Genomic DNA, 24,144 nt, shown 5'->3' with positions numbered 1-24,144 from the left:
CAGCGGCAGCCCATGACCTCCCCTCTCGCCGTGCTCCGTGCCGATGGCGGCCCACGCATCGGCGGGGGTCACGTCTCGCGCTGTCTTGCGCTCGCCACGGCGCTTCGTCGCGCCGGCTGGGAGACCACGCTCGCCGTCGAGGAGCCGGCAATCCCGTTGCTCAAGGGGCAGACCAGCGACACGCCGTTCGTTCGCCTGCCGGACGCCTCGCCGCTGGCGCTTGCCCGTGCGGTGGAGGGCAGGACCGACCTGCTGCTGGTCGACCATTACGGGCTCGACCATGAATTCGAAGCCGCCTGCCGTCGCTTCGCCGACCGCGTCGTGGCACTGGACGACATGCCGACCCGACGGCACGACGTCGACCTGTTGATCGACTACACGCCGGGCCGCAAGCCGGACGAATACAGCGGCCTGGTGCCTGGTCGGACTTTGGTGTTGACCGGTCCCAGGCTCGCCGCCTTGAAGGACGCCTATGCCGCGGCCCGTCCCGGTGCGCTCGCCCGCCGCCGCCGGAATGGCCCGGCCCAGCGCCTGCTGGTCTCGCTCGGCGCAGGCGACGCGATCCGCACGCTGGAGACCGTGCTGTCCGGCGTCGCCGCGGCGGCGACGGATCTCGATGTCGACCTGGTCGCCGGCGGCGGTGCCGACCTGCATGCCCTGGCGCAGCTGCTCGCGCGCTTTCCGCGCCACTACGGCCTGCATGTGGGCTTGCGCGATCTCTCAGCACTGGCGGCCGATGCCGATATCGGCATCGGCGCGGCCGGCGTGACGGCCTGGGAGCGCTGCACGGTCGGCCTGCCGACCATCCTGGTCCAGGTTGCCGACAACCAGCGCGACGCGATCGCCAGCCTCACCATGGCCGGCGCCGGCCTGTCGCTCGGCCCGGCCGACAAGCTGACGGCACAGTCGGTGACCGCCGCGATCGACCGCCTCGCGCAGGACGATGCCGGGCGCCGCCGCATGGGTGAAGCCGCCGCGGGCCTGGTCGACGGCCTGGGTGCCGTGCGTGTCGCACTGCTGCTCCCGCCGCCCGGCGCGCCGGTGGCGCTCCGCGCGGCCTGCCTCGCCGATGCCCGGATGCTGCACGAATGGCAGTCCGAACCGGCTACCCGCCGCTTCGCCCGCAATCCCGGCGTACCCGGTTTCGCCGAGCACGTGGCCTGGCTCAACCGCACGCTGGACGACCCGGCACACATGCTCTGCATCGTGCTGTCGAACGACGCGCCGGTCGGCATGCTGCGCCTCGACCGCAGTGAGGACGAGACCGGCTTCGAGGTCTCGATCGTGATCTCCGAGCGCTATGCCGGGAAGGGCCTCGCCCGCGCCGCCCTGGCGCTGGCCCGCCGCATGCTGCCGTTCACCGAGCTCCGCGCCACCGTGCTGCCGGGCAACGAGCGCAGCCATGCGCTGTTCCGCGCCGCCGGCTACCGCCTCGGCCAGGACGGCCTCTACCGCCTGATGCCGGGCATCGCGGCATGAGCCGCACTGTCGCCACCATCGAGGCGCGCATGACCTCGAGCCGGCTGCCCGGCAAGGTCATGATGGAAATCGCCGGCCGCCCGGCGCTCGAGCTGATGGTCGAGCGGCTCAGCCGCGTGCCCTCGCTCGACGGCACCGTCATCGCCACCACGGTGAACGCGGCCGACCAGCCGATCGTCGATCTCGCCGGCCGGCTCGGCATCGGCTGTTTCCGCGGCAGCGAAGAGGATGTCCTGGCCCGCGTGCTCGGCGCCGCCGAGGCGCATGCTATCGACGTCATCGTCGAGACCACCGGCGACTGTCCGCTGATCGATCCGGCCGTGGTGGAACGCACCATCCAGGCCTATCGCGCGAGCGGTGCCGACTACGTCGCCAACGTGCTGCGGCGCACCTACCCAATCGGCATGGACACGCAGGTCTTCGCGCGGTCGGTGCTCGCCGATGTCGCCCGCCGTACCGGCGACCCATACGATCACGAGCACGTGTCGGTCTTCATTTACCGGCATCCGGAGCTGTATCGCCTGCTCAACGTGGCGGCGCCCAACCGCCAGACCGATCCGGAGCTCCGCCTCACCCTGGATACGGCCGACGACCTGAAGCTGCTGCGCGCGCTGGCCGATAGCGCGCTGGCCGGCGATCCGGGCGCCGGACTCGACGACATCCTCGCCGCGCTACGCGGGCAGCCCGCGCTGCGTGCCCTTAACTCCCACGTGGTGCACCGCCATGTCGCCGCGGCTTGAGGCTGCCATCATCGGCTGCGGCCAGGTGGCCGGCGGCTATGCCTCCGCCGGCAGCGACGTGTTCACCCATGCCGCCGCCTATCGCGGGCATCCGGACTACGAGCTGACCGCCTGCGTCGAATCCAATGCCCAGCGCCGTGCCACCTTTGCCCAGCGCTGGGAGATCGAGCACGCCTATGCCACAGTCGAGGAGCTACTCGACCGCCATCCCCATCTCGCTGTCGCCAGCCTCTGCACGCCGACCGCCAACCACGCGGAGGGACTGCGCGTCCTGCTGCCTTCGCGTGTTCCGGCGGTGTTCTGCGAGAAGCCGATCGCGGCGAGCCTCGACGACGCGGAGACCCTGGTCGCCGCCTACGAGGCGGCCGGCAAGATCCTGGCGGTCAATCACACCCGGCGCTTCGATCCGGCGGTGCGCGGCCTGCAGCGCCGCATCGCCTGCGGCGACCTCGGCACCATCCGTGCCGTCGCCGGCACCTATACCGGCGGCGTGGTCAACAACGGCACGCACTGGATCGACCTCGCCAGCATGCTGCTCGGCGAACTGGCGCTCGACCATGTCGTGCATGCGCGGATCGACCGCGATCCTGGCGATCCGACGGTCGATGCCGTGCTCAAGGGACATGGGGACACCCCGGTGCATCTGGTCGGCGCCGATGCCCGCGACTATTCGATGTTCGAGTTGCGCCTGATCACCGAGAAAGGCGTGCTGGATCTGGAGGAGCGCGGCTTCGTGCTGCGCGAGCGGCATCCAGAGCCGGACGCGCGCTTTCCCGGATTCTGGCGGCTCGGCGAGCCGGTCTCCGAGGAGACCCGGCTGAACGAGAGCTTCCGCTTCGCGCTCGATGCCATCCGCGACGCGCTCGGCGGCCAGCCACCGCCTTCGACTGGCCGCACCGCCCTCGCCGCCCAGCGGCTCTGCGAGGCGATGCGGCGCGAGGGCCTGCGCTATCTGGGGACCCGTACATGACCAAGCTCGCTTTGCTCGGCGGCCCGCAGACCCGCACCCAGCCCTTCCCCGCCTACCGCACCATCGGGGCGGAGGAAAAGGCCGCTGTGAGCCGGGTGATGGATACCGGCTGCCTGTCCAAATATCTCGGCGCCCATCACGAGGATTTCATGGGCGGGCCGGAAGTGCGCGCCTTCGAGGCCGACTGGGCCGCCGCCATGGGCGCGAAGCACGCCCTGGCGGTCAATTCCGCCTCCAGCGGGCTGCACGCCGCGATCGGCGCCGCCGGGGTTGGCCCCGGCGACGAGGTGATCGTCACGCCGTGGAGCATCACGGTTTCCGCCACCGCGCCGATGGTGTTCGGCGCCGTGCCGGTCTTCGCCGATATCGACCCCAACACCTGGACGCTGGACCCGGCCAGCATCGCCGCGCGTCTGACGCCGCGCACCAAGGCGATCATCGTGGTGCACATCTTCGGCCAGGCGGCCGACATGGACCCGGTCATGCGGCTAGCGGGCGAGCGCGGCCTGACCGTGATCGAGGATTGCGCGCAGATCCCGTTCGGCCGCTACAAGGGCCGCGCCGTGGGCACACTCGGTCATATGGGCGTGTTCAGCCTGAACTACCACAAGCACATCCATACCGGCGAAGGCGGCGTGGTCACCACCAACGACGCCCGGCTCGCCGAGCGCGTCGCGCTGATCCGAAACCATGCCGAAGCGGTGGTGGCCGGGCGCGGCGTGACCGATCTCAACAACATGCTGGGATTCAACTTCCGCATGGGCGAGATCGAGGCCGCCATCGGCCGCTGCCAGCTGGCCAAGGGGCCGAGCCTGATCGAGGCACGGCTGGACAACGTGCGCCGGCTGGAGGCGCGGCTGAACGGGCTGCCGGAGCTGCACATCCCGGTGCCGCGCGAGGGCGACAAGCATGTCTACTACGTGCACGCCTTCCGCTTCGATGCCCGCCGGGCCGGGATCGACCGCGACCTCTATGTCGAGGCCGTGAAGGCCGAGCTGCCGCTGACCGAGGGCCGCGAGGGCGAAGGCGTTCTGGTACGCGCCGGCTATGTGAAGCCGATCTACCTGCAGCCGATGTTCCGCGACCAGATCTGCTTCGGCGGTACCCGCTACCCGTTCCAGGGTCCGCACTATGCCGGCCGGCAGGACTACCGCCCCGGCCTCTGCCCGCATGCGGAAGCGGCCAATGCCGATATCATCATCCACGAGCTGATGCGGCCGCCGATGACCGACGCCGACATCGCCGACGTGGCCACCGCCTTTCACAAGGTTCACGACAACCTCGATCAGCTGCGCGACCTCGCGCGCACCCGGAAAGCCGCATGAGTGCCCTGCCCAAACTTGCCGCCGGCCCCGCCGCAATCGATTTGCTGCTCTATGCCCGCGATCCCGGCGCCGCCAATGTGGTGGTTGCCGCCCGTGCCGCCATGCTGGGCGACGCGCCCTGCCCGCTCCCGCTGCAGGTGCTGGCCTATCGGCTCGGTAGCCGGCCGCGCTGCGCCGTCTTCGCCAAGTCCTATGCCCGCAACAGCTTCGAAGCCGCCGGTGTCGACGCCGTCGACTGGTCGTCGGCCGTTCCGGCGGGCGGCCGGGACGCGGCGATCCATCGCCTGCTGACGCGGCACAGCCCGCGCGCCGTACTGACCGGCACGTCCGATATCGACGACGACGATGACATCGCGCTGTGGCGCGCGGCGGCGCGGTTCGGCGTCCCAAGCTATGCCGTGGTCGACAGCCCGGCCAGCATCCGTGCCCGCTTTACCGACCGGAACGGCGAGACCTGCTTCCCGACCGAGATCCTCGCGCCGACCAAGGCGGCGCGGGACGAAATCGTCGCCCTCGGGGCGCGGCCCGGCGCCGTCGCCGTTGCCGGCCAGATCCATCTCGACCGCCTGCGCGCCGAAGCCTTCTTCCGCGATACCACGGCGGCCAACCGGCTGCGCGTGCATTGGGGCGCCGGCCTCGGCGACAGCGTCATCCTGTTCGCCTCCGAATGCGGGCGCGAGATGGCGGCGCAAGGCCGGCCCGCGCCCTATGACGAGGTCGAGACGCTCGGCCGCCTGCTCGATTTCGTCGAGCGCGGCGACAAGATCGGTGCCATCGAGACGGAAACCCGGCCGACGCTCGTCGTCGTCCGCCCGCACCCCCGCGACGTCGCCGCCAAGTTCGATGCGGTAACCGCCAACCGCAAGGCCCGCGTCATCGTCAGCGCCGCAGGCACGCCGAAGGAAGCGATCATGGCGGCGGATCTCGCCGCCGGCATGAACTCCATGCTGCTGCACGAGGCCAAGGCGCTCGGCCGCCCGGTCGTCTCCCTGGTCGGGATCGAGATCTGAAGGTCTCGCGATGGACGGGGGATCGTTCTTCGGGCTCGACCGCGCCACCGGCTGCCGCGCGCCGCCGGACATGGTCAAGGCGCGGCTCGAGCGCTGCGGCGCCACCCGTGCCCTGGTCGGCGCCCTCACCGCCCTGCAATACGACACCGCGACCGGCAACGACGAGACCCTCGCACTGTGCCGCCGCGACGATTTCTTCCTGCCCCAGGCGCTGCTCAACCCAGCCGCCTATCGGCGTGGCGACGGACTCGTCTTTCGGCTGAAGCAGAACGGATTCGCGGCGCTTGGCGTGTTCCCGCACTGGCCGGGCAATGGCGGCGATTTCGACGATCTCAGCCTGCGGCACATCGCCGAGGACGCGGCGAGAGCCAACCTGCCGCTGTTCGTCGGCCTGCAGCAGCGGACGGATTTCGCCAAGGTGGCGCGCAACCTGGCGCCCGCCGGCGGCGCCCTGGCGCTGCGCTGGATGCGCGGCTCGGGCTACACCGTTCTCTCGGAAGCCCTGGCGATCGCCCGCGACCACACCAACGTGCACCTCGACATCGCCATGGCCGTGCAGACCGGCATGATCGAGATGCTGGTGCGCGAGCTCGGCGCCGATCGCCTGTTCCTCGCGGGCAACGCGCCCTTCGCTTACGAAGCCTGCCCCTACTACCTCGTGCACGCCGCCCGGATCGAGCCGGCGGCGCGGCAGGCGATCCAGGACGGCACGCTGGCCCGGCTGCTGCGCGTGCCGCCGACGGCAGGCGACGCACCAGCCGACTTCGCCCGCCTGATGGCCGCGCCGAAGATCGACACGCTCTACAATATCGGCAGCTTCGACGTGATCGAGCCGGAGGCCGACGACGCGGCCGTGGCCGAGAGCATCGCCCGCTTCGGCGCCGAGATTGCCATCACCTCGTCGATGCGCGCTGTCTTCGATGACATGGCGGCCGGCAACGAGGAGACGGCGCGCTTTCTCGAACGCGCGCCCGCCGCCCGCGGGTTGGTGGTGGTCAATCCGCTCGACCGCGACGGCAGCCTGGCCGAGCTCGAGCGCTATGCCGGCGATCCGCGCTTCGTCGGCGCCAAGACCATCCAGGACGACGCCCACGGCCTCGCCCTCGACGACCCGCGCTTCGATCCGATCCTCGAGCGCATCGCCCGGATGCCGGGCTGGCCCTTGATGGCGCACCCGACCGGGATCGGCGCCGCGGCGCGGAAGCATCCCGGCGTGACCTTCGTCTCCGAGCACGGCACCTGGCGGCACCGCGAGAACGCCGATTGTCGCAACATGGTGTTCGATCTCTGCACCTCGACGCCGCTGCGCGCCCAGACCGATATCCCGGATCTGATCGCGCGCGCCGGCGCCGACCGGGTGCTCTATGCCTCCGACGCGCCGCTCATGTCGCCCGCCTTCACCATGGGCAAGCTCGCCTCGCTCGACATGGATGATGCGGCCCTGGCCGCCATCCTGCGCGGCAACGCGCTCCACGCCTTTCCGCGGCTCCGGCTGAACGCGCCGTGATCGGCATTGTCTCCTGCGGCATCGGCAATGTGCAGTCGGTGCTGAATGCCTTCGCCCGTCTCGGCCATGAGGCAATGGCGGTCGAGGACCCGGCACGGCTGGGCGAAGCGGACCGGATCGTGTTGCCCGGCGTCGGCGCCTTCCCGAGCTGCATGCGGCGCCTGCAGGAGAGCGGCTTCCGTGCCGCGCTCGATCGCGATGTGAAGAGCGGCAAGCCCTTCCTCGGCGTCTGCGTCGGCATGCAGCTGATGGCGGAGACCGGCACCGAGTTCGGCGACATGCCGGGCCTCGGCTATATCCCCGGCCGGGTCGAGCTGATCCCCAAGACCTCGCCCGATCTCCGCATCCCGCATATCGGCTGGAACGACCTTCGCATCGCCAGGCCGACGCCGCTGCTGGCCGGGCTCGATACCGATAGCGCCTGCTATTTCGTGCATTCCTATGCGCTGCGCTGCGCCGAAGAGCAGGACGTCGCGGCCTGGACCGATTACGGCTCCCCGGTCGTCGCCGCGGTGGCGCGCGGCAATGTGTTCGGCCTGCAGGCGCATCCGGAAAAGAGCCAGCTGGTCGGGCTGCGCATCCTCGACAATTTCGCGAGGCTACCGTGCTGAAGATCCGCGTCGTGCCGATGCTCTACCTGATGAACGGCCTGGTCGTCCGCAGCGAGGGCTTCCGCGAGTTCAAGGCGATCGGCAATCCGGTGGCCGAGATGGAGCGCTATGGCGAGTGGCTCGCCGACGAGCTGGTCTATCTCGACATCACCCGCGACGGCGAGCACGATTTCGGCCGCGAGGACCACAAGTTCAAGGGCGAGCGCGACATCGTCGCGATCCTGCGCCAGATCGCCGCCTCCTGCTTCATGCCGCTCGCCTTCGGCGGCCGCGTCAAGACCATGGCGGATGTCGACCGCTTCATCCGCAACGGCGCCGACAAGGTGGTGATCTGCAGCCAAGCCTTCCGCGAGCCGGCCCTGGTGACCGCGGTCGCGGAAAAATACGGCGCCCAGGCCATGGTGGTCGGCATCGACGTCAGGCGCGAGGACGATGGCCGCCACCGCGTCCATGTCGACCAGGGTCGCACGCCCGTCGACGAGGCGCCGGAAGCCTATGCGCGGCGCATGGAAGCGGCCGGCGCCGGCGAGATCCTGCTCAACTCGATCGACCGCGACGGCGCCGCCGAGGGTTACGATGTCGAGATCACGCGCCGTATCGCCGACGCCGTCTCGATCCCCGTGGTCGCCTGCGGCGGCGTCGGCGATTTCTCCGATTTCCGCGCGGGCATCGACGAGGGCCATGCCAGCGCGGTGGCGGCCGGCAACATCTTCCATTTCACCGAGATGAGCTACAAGCGCGCCAAGCGCTATCTCAAGGACAAGGGCTACGGCGTACGCTACCCCTACCCTGGCTGAAGGTCCCGCATTGTCGCCATTGCGACGATAACAACTTGCAACAAACCAGCTTTTCGGCTGAATTGCCGGCAGTGGAGCCGCCCGCGACGTTGCGGCCGGCTATTGACAATCGGGAGGTTACCAATGAGGCAATTTCTCGCCGCCGTCGCGGCTGGCGCCCTGCTGCTCGGCGCCGGTGGCGCTTCCGCCAAGGAGACGGTGATCAAGTTCAGCCACGTGGTGGCCGAAAAGACCCCAAAGGGCCAGGCGGCCCTGAAGTTCAAGGAAGAGGCGGAAAAGCTGCTTCCCGGCAAGGTCAAGGTCGAGGTCTACCCGAATTCGCAGCTGTTCGGCGATGCCAAGGAGATGGAAGCCCTGGCCTTGGGCGACGTTCACATCATCGCCCCGTCGCTTTCGAAGTTTAACCGCTTCACCAAGAAGCTGCAGGTCTTCGATCTGCCCTTCCTGTTCGACGATATCGCCGCCGCCGACCGCTTCCAGGCGAGCCCCAAGGGCCAGGAACTGCTGACCTCGATGGCGTCCAAGGGCTTTGTCGGCCTCGCCTACTGGCATAACGGCACCAAGCAGCTCTCCGCCACCAAGGCGTTGCTGGTCCCGGACGACGCCAAGGGCCTGAAGTTCCGCGTGCAGCCCTCCGACGTGCTCGCTGCGCAGTTCCAGGCCGTCGGCGCGGTGCCGCAGAAGCTCGCCTTCGCCGAAGTTTATCAGGCGCTGCAGGTCGGCACCGTGGACGGCCAGGAGAACACCTGGTCCAACATCTACTCGCAGAAGTACCAGGAGGTGCAGAAGCACTTCACCGAATCCAACCACGGCCTGATCGACTACATGGTCGTGGTCAATGCCGGCTGGTGGAAGGGCCTGCCCAAGGACGTGCAGGCCGGCCTGACCAAGGCGATGGCAGCGGCCACCAAGGTCAACAACGACATCGCCAACAATCTGAACGAGGAAGCGAAGAAGAAGGTGGCGGCCGCTTCGGGCGTGACCATCCACCAGCTCACCCCGCAACAACGCTCGGCCTGGAAGAAGGCCATGGCGCCGGTCTGGTCCAAGTTCGAAGGTGAGATCGGCAAGGACCTGATCCAGGCGGCGCAGACCGCCAACGCGACCAACTAACTAAGGTGGAGGCGCGGCCCTCGGGTCGCGCCTCCGGCTTCTCCGGGGGATTTCTTTGCTGCGGGTCGCGCTGCACCGCGCCGAGGAGGGTCTGATTGCCGCCATCCTGGCGGCGATGACGCTGCTCACCTTTCTGCAGGTCATACTCCGCTACGTCTTCAATACCGGGCTGCTCTGGGCGCTCGAAGCCACGCTCTACATGTTCGGCTGGCTGGTGCTGCTCGGCATTTCGTATGGCGTGCGGACGCACGCGCATATCGGCATCGACGCCGCCGTCAGGCTGTTCCCGCCCGCTGTGCGGCGCAGCATCGGCATCGCCGTCGTCGCCCTCGCGCTGGTCTATACCGGCCTCATGCTCTACGGCGCCTGGTTCTATGTCGACCGGCTCTTCATCCTCGATGTCGATGCCGAAGACATCCCCATTCGGCGCTGGATCCTGACGCTCTGCCTGCCGATCGGCTTCGCCCTGCTGGCGATCCGGCTGCTCGGCATGGCATGGCGCATCCTGGCCGGACGCTCGCCGGGCTACGAACTGGCCGACGAGGCCGCCGATGCCTTGCGCGATGCGGGCGTCGAGCGGACCGCCGACGGGGCGCCGCGCCGATGACGACTCTGTTCCTTTTCGTCACCCTGTTCGCGTTCCTGATCCTCGGCATGCCGATCGCCATGGGGCTCGGCCTCGCCTCCATGCTGACCATCCTGCTGTTCGCCGAGGACAGTCTCGCCTCACTGGTCCTGAAGTTCTTCCAGACCATGGAGCAGTTCACACTGCTCGCCATTCCCTTCTTCATCCTGGCCGGCAACTTCCTGACCACCGGCGGCGTCGCCAAACGGATGATCGATTTCGCCATCGCCTCGGTAGGGCATCTGCCGGGCGGGCTCGCCATCGCCTCGGTGCTGGCCTGCATGCTGTTCGCGGCGGTATCGGGCTCCTCCCCCGCCACGGTGGTCGCCATCGGCTCGATCGTCATCGCCGGCATGGTGCGCGTCGGCTACACGCAGAGCTTCGCCACCGGCGTGATCGTCAATGCCGGCACGCTCGGCATCCTGATCCCGCCTTCCATCGTGATGGTGGTCTACGCAGCCGCCACCGAAACCTCGGTCGGGCGGCTGTTCATCGCCGGCATCGTCCCAGGCCTGCTGCTCGGCCTGGCGCTGATGGTGGCGATCTATGTCGCGGCGCGGATCAAGGGGCTCCCGCGCCAGCCTCGCGCCTCGTGGCTGGAATGGCTCTATTCCTTCCAGCAGGCGATGTGGGGCCTGTTCCTGATCGTCATCGTGCTGGGCGGCATCTATGGTGGATTGTTCACGCCGACCGAGGCGGCGGCCGTCGCCGCGGTCTACGCCTTCATCGCGGCCGTCTTCATCTACCGCGATATCGGCTTCGCCCAGGTGCCGAAAGTGCTGGTCGATTCCGGACGCGTGACGGTGATGCTGATGTTCATCATCGCCAACGCCTTCCTGTTCGCCCATGTGCTGACCACCGAGCAGATCCCGCAATCGATCGCGCGCGGCCTGACCGAGGCGAACCTGGCCCCCTGGCAGTTCCTGGTCATCGTCAACATCATTCTGCTGGTCGCCGGCAATTTCATGGAGCCGTCGGCGATCATCCTGATCCTGGCGCCGATCCTGTTCCCAGTGGCGATGGAGCTTGGGATCGACCCGATCCATCTCGGCATCATCATGGTGGTGAACATGGAGATCGGCATGGTGACGCCACCGGTCGGGCTCAACCTGTTCGTCGCCGCGGGTATCACCGGCATGCCGCTGATGTCGGTCGTGCGCGCTTCGGTCGGCTGGCTGATGATCCTGCTCGCCTTCCTGATCGTCGTCACCTACGTGCCCGAACTGTCGCTGTTCCTGCCCAACACCATGTTCGGCGAAGCGGCACGCTGAGGCGGACGGGCTTACGGTCCGGTCGCCGTCTTCGTTCGATCATCTCGGCGAAATCAAACTCTCATGATCGGCGCCTAGGACCTGCTCGGCATCCGAGGCCGGATGTCGTTGTCCAAGGGGATGTCCGCCACCGCACATCGTCGGGGTTGAGGACGGCACCGTCTGAGTTCCGACGGTGTGGGGGTGCATCGCTGTTGGAGAGCTCCACGCGCTGCGAAGGAATACAATGTCATGAGGATCAAGGTAGCTCCACTTGTTCTGACGCTCGGCTTCGCGCTGATGAGTCAGACCGCTCTCGCCGGCACACTTTCGAAATTCAGCGACTTCACGCCGCTACCCAGCTCGGTGCCTGCCGGCTCCCTGCCGGAGGCGGCCCCATTCCAGTTGTCGGCGCCGAATTTCGAGCAGAAATCCATCAACGCCAACGATTCCGGCCCGCAGAATGGCGGCATCAAGCTCGGCGACAACTGGGACATGATCACCCTGAACGAGAGCGGCCCGAGCGCCGGCCGCTATCTCTTCGCGCCCTATGAAACAGGCTCCGCCGGCGTGCGGCGCCTCGATCTGCAGACCGGCCAAGCCGTCAGCATCGTCGCTCCGGGGACGCAGGGCTTCGTGTCCGGCGACGCCTCCCGCTGGACGCCCTGGGGCAGCTACCTCACGGCGGAGGAATCATGGGGCACCGGCTCGACCAAGGGCCGGCTGTTCGAGGTGACCAATCCGCTGGCGAATCCGGGATCGGTCAACTTCGTGCAGCGCGATATCCTGCCGCGCGTCTCGCATGAAGGCCTCGCCTTCGACGCCGCGAAAAACATGTACTTCATCGACGAGTTCAACAGCGGCGCGATCTACAAGTACACCTCGACCACCCCGAGCGCATCGAACGGCGACCAGTACTTCGACAAGGGGCAGACCTTCGTGCTCCAGGTCGGCGCCGGGGGCGCCTCGATCTGGATACCGATCACCGACGCAAACGGGCAACCTCTCCCGGGCGTACCGACCGTGATGGTCGACGGCAAGACGGTGATCGACGGTCGCGCCGCCGCTGATTTCGTCGGCGGCACCGCTTTCAATCGGCCCGAGGATCTGGAGATGCAGACCCTCGCGAGCGGCAAGCAGGTGCTCTACTTCACCGCGACCGGCACCGACAACGTGTTCTCCGTCGCGCTCGACGATGCCAGCAATGCGACGGTGAAGCTGTTCGTCGATCAGGCAACGATCGATCTCGCTACCTCGCTGCTGGTTGGGGCTCCTTTTGACTCCCCCGACAACCTGGCGATCGATGCCGACGGCAACATCTACATCATCGAGGACCAGCCGGGCGGTTCGGCCGATATCTGGCTCGCCATCGACGCCGACCGCGACGGCGTCGCCGAAGCGATCGGCCGCTGGGCCTCGATGTCGACCTCCGGCGCTGAGCCGACCGGGCTCTATTTCAGCCCGTTCGATCCGAACGTCGCCTATGTCAACGTCCAGCATGCGAGCAGCGACGTGGACCGGACGATCCAGATCACCGCGGTGCCGGAGCCGGCCAACCTCGCCCTGTTCGGGCTGGGCCTCGCCGGACTCGGCCTGCTTCGGCGGAAGCGCGTGATCTAAGTCGGATCTGAGTGGCGCGCGGCGGCGGCCCGAGTCGGTCGCCGCTGCGAACCGCCTGGGCGGCAAATCGCCGCTTGCATCCGACCGTCGGCTCTGGGGTATCATCGGCGCGATCTGACTGGGGCGCGTGCCGTGATTCCGACCAGCGAGATCGTCACCGAGAGATTGCGGCTGCGTCGCCCGCAGCCGATGGATGCCGAGCTGGTGTTCGAGCACTACGCCCGCGATCCTGAGGTCTCTCGCTATCTCGCCTGGCGGCCACATGTCGAGCTGGCGGAGACACGCGACTACATCACCTCATGCATCGATGCCTGGCACGGCACGATGAACCGGCCCTACCTGATCGACGCCGACGGCCAGCAGGCGATCGGCGTGTTCGACCTGCGGCTGCGCAGCGGCCCGGGCGCCGTCAGCTTCGGCTATGTGCTGGCCCGCGCCTTCTGGAACCGCGGCTATATGACCGAGGCGCTGAAGGCCGTGGTGGCCCAGGCCCTGGCCCAGCACGACGTCTGGCGCGTCTGGGCCTTCTGCGACGTCGAGAACCACGCCTCCGCCCGGGTGATGGAGAAGGCCGGCATGGAATACGAAGGCACGTTGCGGCGCTGGGCCATGCATCCCAATGTCGACCCGATCGCGCCCCGGGACTGTCGCTGCTACGCACGGGTAAAGTGATTTAGAAACAGCTGATTACGAACCATATTTAAAGAACCTCAGAAATTGGAGCCGCGCCTTTCCCGGAGCCGAAATCGTAAAAAGCTTCGGCATTTGGTAACCACGTCCGTCCGACAATTTGGCTCGGTTTTTACGGATTTCCGGCGAGCCAATGATCCAGGGCGAGTTCCTTCCGCGCGTCAAGCCGCCGCGCGTCACCTATTGCACGCGCTGCGTCTATCCGGCCGTCGCCGCCACGGCGCTGACCTTCGATGCCGACGGCGTCTGCTCCGGCTGCCGCACCCATGACGAGCAGAAGAAGGTCGACTGGGCCCGGCGCGAGCGCCTGTTCCGCGAGCTCTGCGACGATCACCGCTCCAAGTCGGGCAAGACCTATGACTGCCTGATCCCGGTCTCCGGCGGCAAGGACAGCTTCTACCAGGTGCACCTTCTGAAGAACGTGTACCGGATGAACCCGCTGCTGGTGACCTACAACGAGAACAACGAGACCGAGATCGGCAAGCGCAACATCCAGCGCATGAAGGACGTGTTCGGCTGCGACTACTGGAACTTCACGCCCTCGGTCGCGGTGCTGAAGAAGATGAACCGGGTCGGCCTTGCCAAGATGGGCGATCCCGACATGCATTGCCACATGGGCATCAACTCGGTGCCGATCCAGATCGCGGCGAAGTTCGGCGTGCCGCTGATCGTGTGGGGCGAGCACGGCTTCATGAATCTCGGCGGCATGCATTCCTACAAGGACATGGTCGAGTACACCGCGCGCTACCGGAAAGAGCACCTGTTGCGCGGCTACGACTGGGACGACTTCGTCGGCCAGGAAGGGTTGGAGGAGAAGGATCTGCTCTGGGCCAAGTACCCGGACGATGCCGAGATCGAACGCGTCGGCATCCGCGGCGTCTTCATCTCCAACTTCTTCGGCTGGAACCAGAACGACCACACCCAGCTGATGGTCGACAATTACGGGTTCGAGGTGAACGCCGTCGCCTTCGACCGCACCTACAAGCGCGACAGCAACCTGAACAACATCCACGACAACGGCGTGCACGACTACATGAAGTTCGTGAAGTTCGGCTACGGCCGGGCGACCGACCATGTCTGCCGCGATATCCGTTCCGGGGCCATCGACCGCGCCGCCGGCATCGACCTGGTCCGGCAATACGACCACGTGGTGCCGGGCGACCTGCCGCGCTGGCTCGACTATGTCGGCATGACGCGCACCGAATTCGACCGTATCGCCGACACCTTCCGCGATCCCCGCGTCTGGGTGAAGAACGAGTACGGCCATTGGATCAAGGACAACATCTGGGACCACAACTGATGGCCAACCGCGTTGCATTGCTGTTCCAGGACGGAAACTTCGTCGGCCGCGAGTATTTCGCGAAGCTGGCCGCGGCCGGCCGCAAGCCGCATCTGACCGTCGCCATCGGCCAGATGAAGCCGGAAAGCGTCGCCATCGAGGAGGCGCGCACCGGCGGCCGCTGGAACCCGCCGCAATTCCCCGCCAACCATCCGACGCTCCGCTTCGACAGCCTGAAGAACCCCTCGATGATCGAGGTGCTCAGGCGGGAGCGGATCGATATCTGCATCCAGGGCGGCATCGGCATCCTGAAGGCCGAGCATCTGGCGCTGCCCCGCCTCGGCTGGATCAACGTCCATCCGGGCCGACTGCCCGCCTATCGCGGCAACAGCTGCCCGGAATGGGCGCTCTACGAGGACGCGCCGATCGTCGCCACCGCCCACATCATCGACCAGGGCATCGATACCGGCCCGGTCATCTGCGAGCGCGCCATGAAGGTGCCGCTCGACTGGTCCTATGCCGATCTGCGCGCCCGTCTCTACGGGCATTGCGCCGACGTGCTGATCGAGGCGCTGGCCAGGCTCGACAACGCGACGCCGGAGACACTCGACCGCTTCGTCAAGCCGCAGCCGGCCGAGGGCGCGCGCTATCTGCCGCAGATTCCCCCCGACAAGCTGGCCACCGCCAAGTCGAAGCTCCGTCCGGAGGCGGTCGCCGCATGATCGAGGCCAACCGCGACAAGCTGAAGGACATCATCCGCGCCGTGCTGGAGCTGCCGGACGGCGCTGAGGTCGAAGGCGTGAAGCGCATCACCACAAGGCGCTGGGACAGCCTGGCCCAGGTGTCGCTGATCGCCGCCATCGAGGGCGAGTTCAACCTGGCGCTCCCGGTCGCCGATTACGGCCGCTTCACCTCCTACAAGGCGATCGAGCTGCTGCTCGACGAAAAGGGGCTCTGACGCCCGTGCATACCCGTGCGTCGTTCGAGGTCGAGGTCACGCCGGCCGACGCCATCGCCTTCGCCGGCCTGAGCGGCGACTGGAACCCGCTGCACACCGACGCAGCGCATGCCGCCCGCACCGCCTACAAGGTGCCGGTGCTGCACGGGGCCTTCTCCGCCGGCCTGCTGTCGCGCCTCGCCGGCATGCATCTGCCCGGCCGCGATTGCCTGCTGCACGACCTGAAGCTGCGCTTCCTGAAACCGGTCCTGCCGCCGGTGAAGCTGCGCGTCGAGGGCGAAGTGGTGCGCGACGACGGCACCACCGGCGAGGTGCGCGCCACGGTGCGCGACGCCCGCACCGGCGAGACCTACGCCGAAGGCAGCTACGGCTTCGGCCGCCACACCTCCACCATCCCGGTCGTCAAGCTGCCGCCGCAGGATCGCGCCAACCAGTTCGCCCGCGTCGCCGTCACCGGCGCCTCCGGCGGCATCGGCGCCGCGGTGGTGGAAAAGCTGAACGGCGAGGCGATCGCGCTGCCCCGTGGCGTGGCGCTGGACGAGACGACCCGGCTCTCCGCCATCGTGCATTGCGGCTGGCCCAGCCCCGACAACACCCCCCTGCTCGAGATCGGCGCCGCCGACAGTGCCGTGGAGCACCATGTCGCCGGCCCGCTCAAGGAATGCCTCGCCCTCGCCCGCCTGCTGGCCAGGCAGGGCGAGCCGGGCGCGATGCTGATCCTGCTCGGCTCCGCCTTCGCCGAGCCCGGCCGGCACGGCTATCGCTCCCCCCTCTACACGCTCGCCAAGGGCCTGCTCCCGGCGCTGACCCGGGCCTTGGCCGTCGAGCTTGCCGCCCACGAGATGCGCGTCGCGACGCTCGTGCTCGATGTGATCGATGGCGGCATGAATGCCGGCGTCAGCCCGGCGGTCAAGCAGGCGCATGCCGACCGCGTGCCGTTCGGCGAGCTGCCCGGCCCGGCCGAAGTGGCCGGCCAGATCGACTGGTTGCTCGCCAATCGCGGCCGCCTGCTCTCAGGCGCCGTGGTCACCTTGAGCGGCGGCGCGCTGCCGTGACCTTCCTCGAAGCCAAGCGCCTGCTGCAGGGCTTGCGGGATGGCCGCCCGATGCGCCTCCGCCTCTGCCTCTCCGGCACTGGCGAACCGTTGTTGCTCTATATGAAAGCCGCCGCCGCCGCGCGTGGCGTGGCGCTGGAAGTCGAGACATTGCCGTTCGGCACGCTCCGCCAGCATCTCCTCGCGCCCGCCGACGACGTGCCGGAAGTAGCGCTGTTCTGCCCTTGGGACCTCGCCGATGCCCTCGACTGGCGCACCGGCGGGCCCGCGGCGCCGAAGACGGCGGATCGCCTGTTCGTGCAGACCGCACAGACACTCGGTGCCTTGCGCCAGCGCCCGCGCACCCGCCTGCTCTATCTGCCGGCGCCGGTGCCCCCCGTCACCACGGCGCCTGCACAATTGGCAGCCGTGGCGCACAAACTCAGCGCTGAAATGGCCGGGTTTGGCGCGCGGATGCTCGATCCCGCCGACTTCGCCCTGACGCCCTATCTCGCCTCCGGCTTTCCCATCGCCAGCCAGTCGATCTTCCGGGTCGCCGAGGCGCTGGTCGAGACCGCGTTGGCACCGGACGCGGAACCGAAGAAGCTCCTGGTCACCGATCTCGACAACACGCTGTGGCGCGGCCTGGTGGCCGAGGATGGATTGGACACCCTCGCCTTCGGGCCGGAAGGCACCGGCTATCGCCATTACCTGTACCAGGTCGCGCTGCTGCGCCTGAAATCCGCCGGCGTGGTTCTGGCGGCGGCCAGCCGCAACGATCCGCGCGATGTCGCGGCCGCGCTGTCACCCGGCCGCATGCCGATCAGCCGGGACGATCTCGTCGCCGTCGAGGCGGGCTACGGCGCCAAGTCGGCGATGGTCCGCGACCTCGTCGCGCGCCTCAATCTCGGTCTCGACGCCGTGGTCTTCGTCGACGACAATCCGGTGGAACTCGCCGAAGTGGGCGCCGCGCTGCCTGCCGTCACCACCCTCGCCTTCCCCGCTGCGGAAGACGCACTGCCTGCCTTCCTGGAGCGGCTCGCCGAACTGTTCCGGCGCGACCACGTGACGGCGGAAGATCTGGCGCGGACCGAGCTCTATCGACGCATGGCGGAATCCAGCCCCGCCGGCACGACCAGCGGCGCCGGCAACGTCGAAGATTTCCTGCGCGGCCTGGAAATGCGCCTTGCCATCCGCGACGCCAGCCAGGGCGACCGCACGCGGGCAGTCCAGCTCATCAACAAGACCAACCAGTTCAACCTGAACGGCCGTCGCTTCGACGATGCCGCGGTCGCCACCGTGCTGCAGGCAGGCGGTCGCCTGCTCACCGCGAAGCTCGACGACCGATCCGGCAGCCATGGCGAGATCCTCGCCTGCCTGATCGGCGCCGACGGCATCGTCGAGGCGCTGGTGCTCTCCTGCCGCGTCTTCCAGCGCCGCGTCGAGCACGCCTTCCTCGTCTGGTTGCTGGAGCAACCCGGCGCCCCGCGTGCGTTGCGTTTCGCTGCCACCGACCGTAACGAGCCGCTGCGGCAATTCCTCGACGACCCCGCATTCGCGGCAGCAAGAGATGGCCTGGTGTCGATCGACACGTCTGCCTTCGCGCACGCGTATCGCAACGATCTTTCGCTCTTCGCCCTGGAGGCCCCATGAGCGCCGACGAGGCCTTCCTGACCGGCCACACCATCTATCTGCGACAGCCGGTCGATGCCGACGTGACTGAGGGCAACTGGCATCGCTGGTACAATGATCAGGCGGTGACCCGCTTCAACACCCACGGCGTCTATCCGATCAGCCGCGAGCAGGAGCTGGATTACGTGCGCGCCGCCATGGCCCGCGCCAGCACGCTGCTGTTGGCCGTGTGCGAGAAGGGCTCCGACCGCCTGCTCGGCAATGTGGCGCTGCAGAACATCGACCTGATCAACCGCAAGGCCAATATCGGCCTGACCCTGGGCGAAGAGGCCGGCCTCACCGCCGGTGTCGAGGCCTTCGGCCTTGTCTGCGACCACGCCTTCTCGCGCCTCAATCTCAACCGCGTCGCCGATGGCACGCATGAGAAGCTCGAGCCCTTCGCGCGCATGATCGGCGTTCTCGGATTCGCGATCGAAGGCCGCGGCCGGCAGGACTACCTGCGCGACGGCCGCGCCTACGACCAGATCCTGTTCGGCTGCCTCGCCGCGGATTTCCTGCGGCTGAAGGTCGAGCGCGACGGCCGCATCCTGTTCGCGACCGTGGACGAGCTGACGCGCGCCGTCGTGCAGTCGGTGCGGTCGCCGGCCCGGGACACCGGAGCAAAGAAAAATGTCGCGCGATAAGCAGGCTCGCGAATTTTTTTCTAGCTCACAGATCTGCGAATGATATTGATGTCGCTGAACGCCCGCAACTGGCGGCTTTCAGGCGTCAGCGTCGCGTAGCCGTCAACCCTCTGCCGATCCGCTGATCGCGATCCTACGGTGCGGTCAGGCTGCAGCCGCGGGCGCCTGAGCCGGCGGTGCGTCGGGAAACTTCTCGCGCACCAGCGCTTCCGCGCCGTCGCGCATCTCCAGCAGGCAGGCGCGGTACTGCTCGACGAAAGCCTCGGTCAATTGGCGGCGCTGGTCAGCCTCGCGCACCCTCGACGCGAAGAACATGCCGATGCGCGGCAGGGTGCGCACCGAGCCGAGGGCGATGGACCAGGAATTGGCGAAGCGCCCGATGATGTCCTGTTCCAGCGTGATCACCTCGCGGTAGATCGCCGAGACCGCGGTCTCCGGCTCCGCCTCGACCACCCGGTCGACCATGTCGATCAGGGCGTCGTGGAAGTCGTGCAGGCCGCGGACCAGCGCGTCGCGGTCGACATCGGCAACCACGTCGCCCGGCTTGAACGGGAACATCTGCGCCTTGCAAGCGGCATCGATTGCCGCCCAGTCGATCGGCGGCGAGGTGATGTCGACGCATTCCGGCAGCAGCGGGATGGTGTGCTCGATCAGGCAGCCGTCGCTGCAGTTGTAGGCCTCCAGGCCGCGCAGCCGGATCACCGTGCCGAGCAGCGACCGGCTGGCATTCAAGGTGATCTCGGTATGCGCGGCGCCGCCGAAATTGCCGCGCACGGTGATCGGATATTTTAGGGTGGATTCGATGTACTCCTTGAAGTCGTCGCCCTCGTAGTACATCGAATCCTTCGAGTGATGCTCGCCACCCGGCAGCACGCCGCAATCCACCCCGAAGAAATAGTACTTGGTGAAGCCCATCAGCGAGGCCATGGCGAGCGCCGTGTTCGCCACCGTCGGCGAGCCGCCGAACACGTCCTTGAAGCGGCTGCCCATGATCACCGTGGAGCTGACGCTGTCGCGGAAGAAGAATACCGCCTCGCGGAACATGCCGGGCACGCTCGGATCGACCGTGCAGGAGCAGATCAGGGTGACCTGCTTCAGGTCGCCGAACTTGGCGGAGCGCTGCAGCGCATCCACCGTCTCCGGCGTGTTCTCGATCTCGACATGGAAATTGGGAACGATGCCGTTCTTCAGCAGGATGCGCAGCGACGAGCCGCAGGAGACCACGACGGCCTGGTCGCGGAACCGCTTGATCACCGGCATCGCGGCATCAGCGGAGGGACCCGAGCCGACGATGAAGACCGGCTCGGACCGGAGCCGCATCGGCCGGCCATCGATCACATGGCCGCTGTTGCCGCGGAAATTCGCCGTGGCGTTGGTCATCATCACCAGCTCGTCCTCGTAGAAGCCGGCGGCGATGAAGCGGCGGCGCATCGCCTCCACCAGCTTCTGCCGGGCGGCCGAGAGGGTCCAGAGCGGATAGTGCTGGTAGATATACGAGCCTTCGAAGAAGCCGCTGCCACGCTTGGAGATCATCCGCCCGATCTTGTCGGAGATGCGCTCCGGATCGCCGTCGACGATCAGCGCCACCTCGACGCCGTCGGACTCCGCCTTCTCCAGCAAGCTCTGCCAGTCGACGGTGCCGAGCGAATGCTGGATCAGCTGCGCCATCGGCTCGACCAGGAACATCCAGCGCGGCTTCAGCTGGTCGTAGAGCGGCTGCAGATGATAGCCGAGGCCGACGCCGAACACGCAGAGATAGAAGAAGCCGTCGACCGGCTGGGCCGCCACGGCGTCCGGGCCCAGCGCCTTGGTCTCGCGGTACATGCGCTCGATCATCTTGCCGCAGACCGGGCTGCCCATGCCGGCTTTGCGCAGGTCGGAGATGAGGAAACGGCGCGGATCCTTGACGAAGGTTTCGACTTGGGCCTGCGTGCCGGCGACGCCATCCTCGCCGTAAAGGCGCTTCTCACCGACCCGCACGTCGATGATCTCGCCGTCCTCGACGATCGCTTCCAGCTGGGCCGTCTCGCTCTCTATCCGCGCCGCGACATCCGGGAAGAAGCGGTGGAACGCGGCGAGCGAGGTCTCGTAGTACTTACCTTGTGGCATGACGTGGCTCCACCCGCGCCGCGAGCTCGGCGATGGCCGCCGCGATCCGCCGGCCGTCGAACGCCGCGACGGCGGATTGCGCCGCCGCCCAGGCTTCCGCCAGCTTCGCATCGTCCTCGGCCAGACCGCAGATCACCTTGATGGCCGCCGCCTCGTCCGCGACGGCGAGACCGGCAAGACCGGCATTGCATGCGATGGCCGCCGACGTGCCCTGGCCGATGACCAGGGTGGGAACGCCATGGCCGATGGCTTCGGCGACGGCGCGCGGCGTCTCCGCGGCCGGCGGCACCACGACCACATCGACCTGGGCCAGGAACGCCCGCATCTCGGCGGCCTTGACGACATCCGTCTGCGCCGCCGCATCGCCGAGCTGGGCGATCAGCCGGTCGACCACGATGGGCTGGCTGAAGCCATGGTCGAAGATCATCACCTGCACGCCGGGCACCGCGGCAACGATGCGGCGCAGCAGATCGATGGTCGCTGGCGTCATCTCGCGCGGCGTGATGTCGAAGCCGATCCGCAGGCCGCTGCCGACCGGATCGAGACGCGGTATCGGCTTGCCGGACGCCGCGACATGCGTCGGCCCGAGCGAGATATGGGTGGCGTCGCCGGCCGGCGCGACGCCGTCGCAGGTCAGCCAGCGATCGTACGGCGCCCCCGCCACCATGTCGGGCAGGCCGAGCCAGCCGCAGCGCAGCGGGAGGTTGGCGAGCGAAAGCGCGATCAGCCCGTCCGGAGCCCTGAGGCCGGAGGCGTCGATCACCAGGTCCAGCGCGTCGCCTTCCAGGATGCGGGCCAATGTGCGCGGGTCGATGCGCGACACGTCGCGCCATTCGTCGAAGCCGCCACGCAGGCCGATATTGCTGTCCGCCGCCAGCTCGCCGAAGCCATAACCGCGCACTTCGACGGCGGTGCGGTCGTGCTGGCGGGCGACCGCTGCGACGGAAGCGGCGAGCGGCGAGCCGGCGATCCCGGCAACCAGGTAGCCGATGCGCAGCCTGTCGCCGCGGGGCGCGAAGGGACGCGACGAACGGGGGCCGGCCGCGAAGCGGGCGAGCCAGGCTTCGGTGGCCTTGTTCCGTCGGTCCGCATCCGGCTCGAACCAGCGGGCATCGCGCACGGCGGCGCCAACCACGGCGGCGTCGCCCGGCGCCAGGGTGGTGGCGGCCTCATGCAGCGCTGCGGCGCCTTCGGCATCGCCGATCGCGGCCGACGCGCGGCCGAGCAGCGACAGGGCAACCGCGTCCTTGGCGCCGACCAGGGCGCCCACCTGCTGCACCGCTTCGGCCTCGCGGCCCGACATCAGCAGCAGTCGCGTCAGACGCTCGGCCGGAATCCGATCGTCGGGGAACAGCCGGACATGCTGTTCGAACGCCCTGGCGGCCTCGCGCAGCCGCCCCTGGTTTTCCAGGCCGGCCGCGACGGCGACCAGCGGCCGCTCGTTGATGCCGAGAAAGGCGTCGCCGAAGGCCGGGAAGTCGGGCGGAACTAGCGCCTGCAGCGCCGGATCCTTCGGCAGCGCGGTACCGAGCTTGCCGTAGAACAATGCCTCGGTGAGGTCGCCGACCAGCGCCTTCAGCGTCGCCAGCGCCTCGGCATAGGTGCCGTTGCTCGGCGCCTCCTCCGCCAGGTCGGTGAGCAGCTGCATGGCGCGCACGAGGTCGAACATGCGCCAGGCCACGAAGGCGAGCAGGAAGCGGATCCGGGGGTTGTGCGGATCGTGCTGCCGGGCCGCCTCGATCAGTTCGACGGCTTCGAGCACCTCGCCGCGCGCCAGCAGACGCGCGGCCTCCGCGGCACTCTCCGCCGACCGCCCCCCCGGCGCGGCGACGGAGGCCTCGGACCTAAGCGACCTCATTGATCGGCTGCCGGTCGGCCCCCGGCGCCGGGGTTGCCGGGGCCTCGGGGATGGTCATCAGCCCGCCGGCGATCTGGGCGTTGATGTTGATCAGCGCATCCACCAATTGCGGATCCGGCTTGGCCAGGATCTCGACCGAACGGCGATCGACGAAATTCGACAGCGACAGCATGTTCTCGCGGATCGGCTTGGGGATCGCCGCGTCGGGATCGACCAGATTGGACTGAAAGATGGTCCAGAGCTTCCAGTTGAGGCGGACGGCCTTGATCAGCGCTTCAGCGCCGGCGCTCTTGGCGTCCCGCATGCGCCGGGCGGCCTCCATCAGGGCCCAGGCCTCGGTGTTCCGCGGGTTGCCCGCCTGGGGCACTCGGTTGTAGCCGCTGGCCGCCGAACGCATTCATAATCTCCTGTTCGCGCTCGATCAGCTTGCGGGCTGATCTGAGCGCCGGGTAATAGCGCTCCCCTTCCACCTCGGCCCTGATCTTGCGGGCCAGCGGCTCCGCGCTCGGGGCGGCGCTCACGAACTCTTCAAGGAATCCGTAAAAATGCTGTAAATATAGATCTTTCTTACTAGGGAACAGGTAGGCGCACTGGACCGTGTAGTAGACGCGCGTGGCGGGCGAAACCGCCCGCTCCTCGGTCATGATTTCGCGCTCACGCAACAAAGCTGCCGCATTGTGCACCAACAGGGTCGCCGGCGCGTCGCCGGCCTGCAGCACGGCACCGTTGACGATAATCTTTTCGCCGGCCTTGAGCGCGATCCTGAGCGGCATCCCGTTCCTCGACGCGATTCGTGATCAGGATGCCAGAGCCGCCGGGGAATGAGAACCGGCCGCTGCGACGGGTGACGCCGAA

Annotated in this window: 23 protein-coding genes; 19 read left to right on the top strand and 4 right to left on the bottom strand. The window is 68.0% G+C overall.

Features of this window, described 5'->3' with window-relative positions; translation table 11 throughout:
• Window positions 1–12: 12 nt before the first annotated feature.
• The 19 genes from pseG (at window position 13) to DT074_RS00455 (ending at window position 19,322) form a co-directional block, all read left to right on the top strand.
• The gene (gene pseG / locus DT074_RS00545; protein WP_119417839.1) at window positions 13–1,479 is read left to right on the top strand and encodes a UDP-2,4-diacetamido-2,4,6-trideoxy-beta-L-altropyranose hydrolase; all 1,467 of its coding nucleotides are present in this window, start codon (window positions 13–15) and stop codon (window positions 1,477–1,479) included.
• Window positions 1,476–2,219 carry a cytidylyltransferase domain-containing protein gene (locus tag DT074_RS00540; protein WP_119417838.1) on the top strand — a complete coding sequence of 248 codons (744 nt, stop codon included), beginning with the start codon at window positions 1,476–1,478 and terminating at the stop codon, window positions 2,217–2,219. The genes pseG and DT074_RS00540 overlap by 4 nt, the downstream gene beginning before the upstream one ends.
• Entirely contained in the window at window positions 2,203–3,189 is a 987-nt protein-coding gene (locus tag DT074_RS00535) for a Gfo/Idh/MocA family protein (protein ID WP_119417837.1), read from the top strand. Before DT074_RS00540 ends, DT074_RS00535 begins: the two co-directional genes overlap by 17 nt.
• Window positions 3,186–4,514, top strand: a complete 1,329-nt coding sequence (locus tag DT074_RS00530; protein WP_119417836.1) for a DegT/DnrJ/EryC1/StrS family aminotransferase — start codon at window positions 3,186–3,188, stop codon at window positions 4,512–4,514. The genes DT074_RS00535 and DT074_RS00530 overlap by 4 nt, the downstream gene beginning before the upstream one ends.
• Entirely contained in the window at window positions 4,511–5,524 is a 1,014-nt protein-coding gene (locus tag DT074_RS00525) for a glycosyltransferase family protein (RefSeq protein WP_119417835.1), read from the top strand. Before DT074_RS00530 ends, DT074_RS00525 begins: the two co-directional genes overlap by 4 nt.
• A gap of 10 nt (window positions 5,525–5,534) precedes the next feature.
• Window positions 5,535–7,031, top strand: a complete 1,497-nt coding sequence (locus tag DT074_RS00520; RefSeq protein WP_119417834.1) for an amidohydrolase family protein — start codon at window positions 5,535–5,537, stop codon at window positions 7,029–7,031.
• Entirely contained in the window at window positions 7,028–7,642 is a 615-nt protein-coding gene (gene hisH / locus DT074_RS00515; protein ID WP_119417833.1) for an imidazole glycerol phosphate synthase subunit HisH, read from the top strand. The genes DT074_RS00520 and hisH overlap by 4 nt, the downstream gene beginning before the upstream one ends.
• Window positions 7,636–8,439 (top strand): imidazole glycerol phosphate synthase subunit HisF, encoded by an 804-nt coding sequence (hisF, locus tag DT074_RS00510; RefSeq protein ID WP_119417832.1) that lies wholly within the window; start codon window positions 7,636–7,638, stop codon window positions 8,437–8,439. The genes hisH and hisF overlap by 7 nt, the downstream gene beginning before the upstream one ends.
• 123 nt (window positions 8,440–8,562) lie before the next feature.
• Entirely contained in the window at window positions 8,563–9,552 is a 990-nt protein-coding gene (locus tag DT074_RS00505; protein ID WP_119417831.1) for a TRAP transporter substrate-binding protein, read from the top strand.
• A gap of 55 nt (window positions 9,553–9,607) precedes the next feature.
• Entirely contained in the window at window positions 9,608–10,159 is a 552-nt protein-coding gene (locus tag DT074_RS00500; protein ID WP_368744354.1) for a TRAP transporter small permease, read from the top strand.
• Entirely contained in the window at window positions 10,156–11,448 is a 1,293-nt protein-coding gene (locus tag DT074_RS00495; RefSeq protein WP_119417830.1) for a TRAP transporter large permease, read from the top strand. Before DT074_RS00500 ends, DT074_RS00495 begins: the two co-directional genes overlap by 4 nt.
• 231 nt (window positions 11,449–11,679) lie before the next feature.
• The gene (locus tag DT074_RS00490; protein WP_119417829.1) at window positions 11,680–13,047 is read left to right on the top strand and encodes an alkaline phosphatase PhoX; all 1,368 of its coding nucleotides are present in this window, start codon (window positions 11,680–11,682) and stop codon (window positions 13,045–13,047) included.
• A 132-nt stretch (window positions 13,048–13,179) separates the two neighbouring features.
• Window positions 13,180–13,719, top strand: a complete 540-nt coding sequence (locus DT074_RS00485; protein ID WP_368744353.1) for a GNAT family N-acetyltransferase — start codon at window positions 13,180–13,182, stop codon at window positions 13,717–13,719.
• Between the two features lie 151 nt (window positions 13,720–13,870).
• Window positions 13,871–15,037 (top strand): N-acetyl sugar amidotransferase, encoded by a 1,167-nt coding sequence (locus DT074_RS00480; protein WP_119417828.1) that lies wholly within the window; start codon window positions 13,871–13,873, stop codon window positions 15,035–15,037.
• A complete protein-coding gene (locus tag DT074_RS00475) occupies window positions 15,037–15,738 on the top strand; it encodes a formyltransferase family protein (RefSeq protein WP_119417827.1) in 702 nt (233 codons plus the stop codon). The genes DT074_RS00480 and DT074_RS00475 overlap by 1 nt, the downstream gene beginning before the upstream one ends.
• Window positions 15,735–15,974 carry a hypothetical protein gene (locus DT074_RS00470; RefSeq protein WP_119417826.1) on the top strand — a complete coding sequence of 80 codons (240 nt, stop codon included), beginning with the start codon at window positions 15,735–15,737 and terminating at the stop codon, window positions 15,972–15,974. Before DT074_RS00475 ends, DT074_RS00470 begins: the two co-directional genes overlap by 4 nt.
• A 5-nt stretch (window positions 15,975–15,979) precedes the next feature.
• A complete protein-coding gene (locus DT074_RS00465) occupies window positions 15,980–17,029 on the top strand; it encodes an SDR family oxidoreductase (RefSeq protein WP_119417825.1) in 1,050 nt (349 codons plus the stop codon).
• Window positions 17,026–18,660, top strand: a complete 1,635-nt coding sequence (locus DT074_RS00460; RefSeq protein ID WP_119417824.1) for an HAD-IIIC family phosphatase — start codon at window positions 17,026–17,028, stop codon at window positions 18,658–18,660. Before DT074_RS00465 ends, DT074_RS00460 begins: the two co-directional genes overlap by 4 nt.
• The gene (locus tag DT074_RS00455; protein WP_119417823.1) at window positions 18,657–19,322 is read left to right on the top strand and encodes a GNAT family N-acetyltransferase; all 666 of its coding nucleotides are present in this window, start codon (window positions 18,657–18,659) and stop codon (window positions 19,320–19,322) included. The genes DT074_RS00460 and DT074_RS00455 overlap by 4 nt, the downstream gene beginning before the upstream one ends.
• Before the next feature lie 144 nt (window positions 19,323–19,466).
• On the opposite strand, the gene DT074_RS00450 is transcribed toward DT074_RS00455, so the two are convergent.
• Genes DT074_RS00450 through DT074_RS00435 form a run of 4 tightly spaced genes read right to left on the bottom strand, consistent with a single transcriptional unit; the run spans window position 19,467 to window position 24,062 of the window.
• Window positions 19,467–21,431, bottom strand: a complete 1,965-nt coding sequence (locus DT074_RS00450; protein ID WP_162914519.1) for a motility associated factor glycosyltransferase family protein — start codon at window positions 21,429–21,431, stop codon at window positions 19,467–19,469.
• Window positions 21,418–23,289, bottom strand: coding sequence for a tetratricopeptide repeat protein (locus DT074_RS00445; RefSeq protein WP_119417821.1), 1,872 nt, complete (start codon window positions 23,287–23,289; stop codon window positions 21,418–21,420). Before DT074_RS00445 ends, DT074_RS00450 begins: the two co-directional genes overlap by 14 nt.
• The gene (locus DT074_RS00440; protein ID WP_368744352.1) at window positions 23,276–23,611 is read right to left on the bottom strand and encodes a flagellar biosynthesis regulator FlaF; all 336 of its coding nucleotides are present in this window, start codon (window positions 23,609–23,611) and stop codon (window positions 23,276–23,278) included. The genes DT074_RS00445 and DT074_RS00440 overlap by 14 nt, the downstream gene beginning before the upstream one ends.
• Window positions 23,565–24,062 carry a flagellar biosynthesis repressor FlbT gene (locus DT074_RS00435; protein WP_119417819.1) on the bottom strand — a complete coding sequence of 166 codons (498 nt, stop codon included), beginning with the start codon at window positions 24,060–24,062 and terminating at the stop codon, window positions 23,565–23,567. The genes DT074_RS00440 and DT074_RS00435 overlap by 47 nt, the downstream gene beginning before the upstream one ends.
• Window positions 24,063–24,144: the final 82 nt, after the last annotated feature.

Source organism: Desertibaculum subflavum (assembly GCA_003576705.1).
GTDB classification, from domain to species: domain Bacteria; phylum Pseudomonadota; class Alphaproteobacteria; order Ferrovibrionales; family Ferrovibrionaceae; genus Desertibaculum; species Desertibaculum subflavum.
The sequence above is the reverse complement of the archived record's forward strand: the minus strand, read 5'-3'. Positions and strand labels throughout refer to the sequence as shown.

Excerpts from the sequence above, each read along its gene's own strand:
- pseG (WP_119417839.1), top strand. The coding sequence starts at position 13 with ATGACCTCCCCTCTCGCCGTGCTCCGTGCCGATGGCGGCCCACGCATC.
- DT074_RS00540 (WP_119417838.1), top strand. The coding sequence starts at position 1,476 with ATGAGCCGCACTGTCGCCACCATCGAGGCGCGCATGACCTCGAGCCGG.
- DT074_RS00535 (WP_119417837.1), top strand. The coding sequence starts at position 2,203 with ATGTCGCCGCGGCTTGAGGCTGCCATCATCGGCTGCGGCCAGGTGGCC.
- DT074_RS00530 (WP_119417836.1), top strand. The coding sequence starts at position 3,186 with ATGACCAAGCTCGCTTTGCTCGGCGGCCCGCAGACCCGCACCCAGCCC.
- DT074_RS00525 (WP_119417835.1), top strand. The coding sequence starts at position 4,511 with ATGAGTGCCCTGCCCAAACTTGCCGCCGGCCCCGCCGCAATCGATTTG.
- DT074_RS00520 (WP_119417834.1), top strand. The coding sequence starts at position 5,535 with ATGGACGGGGGATCGTTCTTCGGGCTCGACCGCGCCACCGGCTGCCGC.
- DT074_RS00505 (WP_119417831.1), top strand. The coding sequence starts at position 8,563 with ATGAGGCAATTTCTCGCCGCCGTCGCGGCTGGCGCCCTGCTGCTCGGC.
- DT074_RS00495 (WP_119417830.1), top strand. The coding sequence starts at position 10,156 with ATGACGACTCTGTTCCTTTTCGTCACCCTGTTCGCGTTCCTGATCCTC.
- DT074_RS00490 (WP_119417829.1), top strand. The coding sequence starts at position 11,680 with ATGAGGATCAAGGTAGCTCCACTTGTTCTGACGCTCGGCTTCGCGCTG.
- DT074_RS00480 (WP_119417828.1), top strand. The coding sequence starts at position 13,871 with ATGATCCAGGGCGAGTTCCTTCCGCGCGTCAAGCCGCCGCGCGTCACC.
- DT074_RS00475 (WP_119417827.1), top strand. The coding sequence starts at position 15,037 with ATGGCCAACCGCGTTGCATTGCTGTTCCAGGACGGAAACTTCGTCGGC.
- DT074_RS00470 (WP_119417826.1), top strand. The coding sequence starts at position 15,735 with ATGATCGAGGCCAACCGCGACAAGCTGAAGGACATCATCCGCGCCGTG.
- DT074_RS00455 (WP_119417823.1), top strand. The coding sequence starts at position 18,657 with ATGAGCGCCGACGAGGCCTTCCTGACCGGCCACACCATCTATCTGCGA.
- DT074_RS00450 (WP_162914519.1), bottom strand. The coding sequence starts at position 21,431 with ATGCCACAAGGTAAGTACTACGAGACCTCGCTCGCCGCGTTCCACCGC.
- DT074_RS00445 (WP_119417821.1), bottom strand. The coding sequence starts at position 23,289 with ATGAGGTCGCTTAGGTCCGAGGCCTCCGTCGCCGCGCCGGGGGGGCGG.
- DT074_RS00440 (WP_368744352.1), bottom strand. The coding sequence starts at position 23,611 with ATGGAGGCCGCCCGGCGCATGCGGGACGCCAAGAGCGCCGGCGCTGAA.
- DT074_RS00435 (WP_119417819.1), bottom strand. The coding sequence starts at position 24,062 with ATGCCGCTCAGGATCGCGCTCAAGGCCGGCGAAAAGATTATCGTCAAC.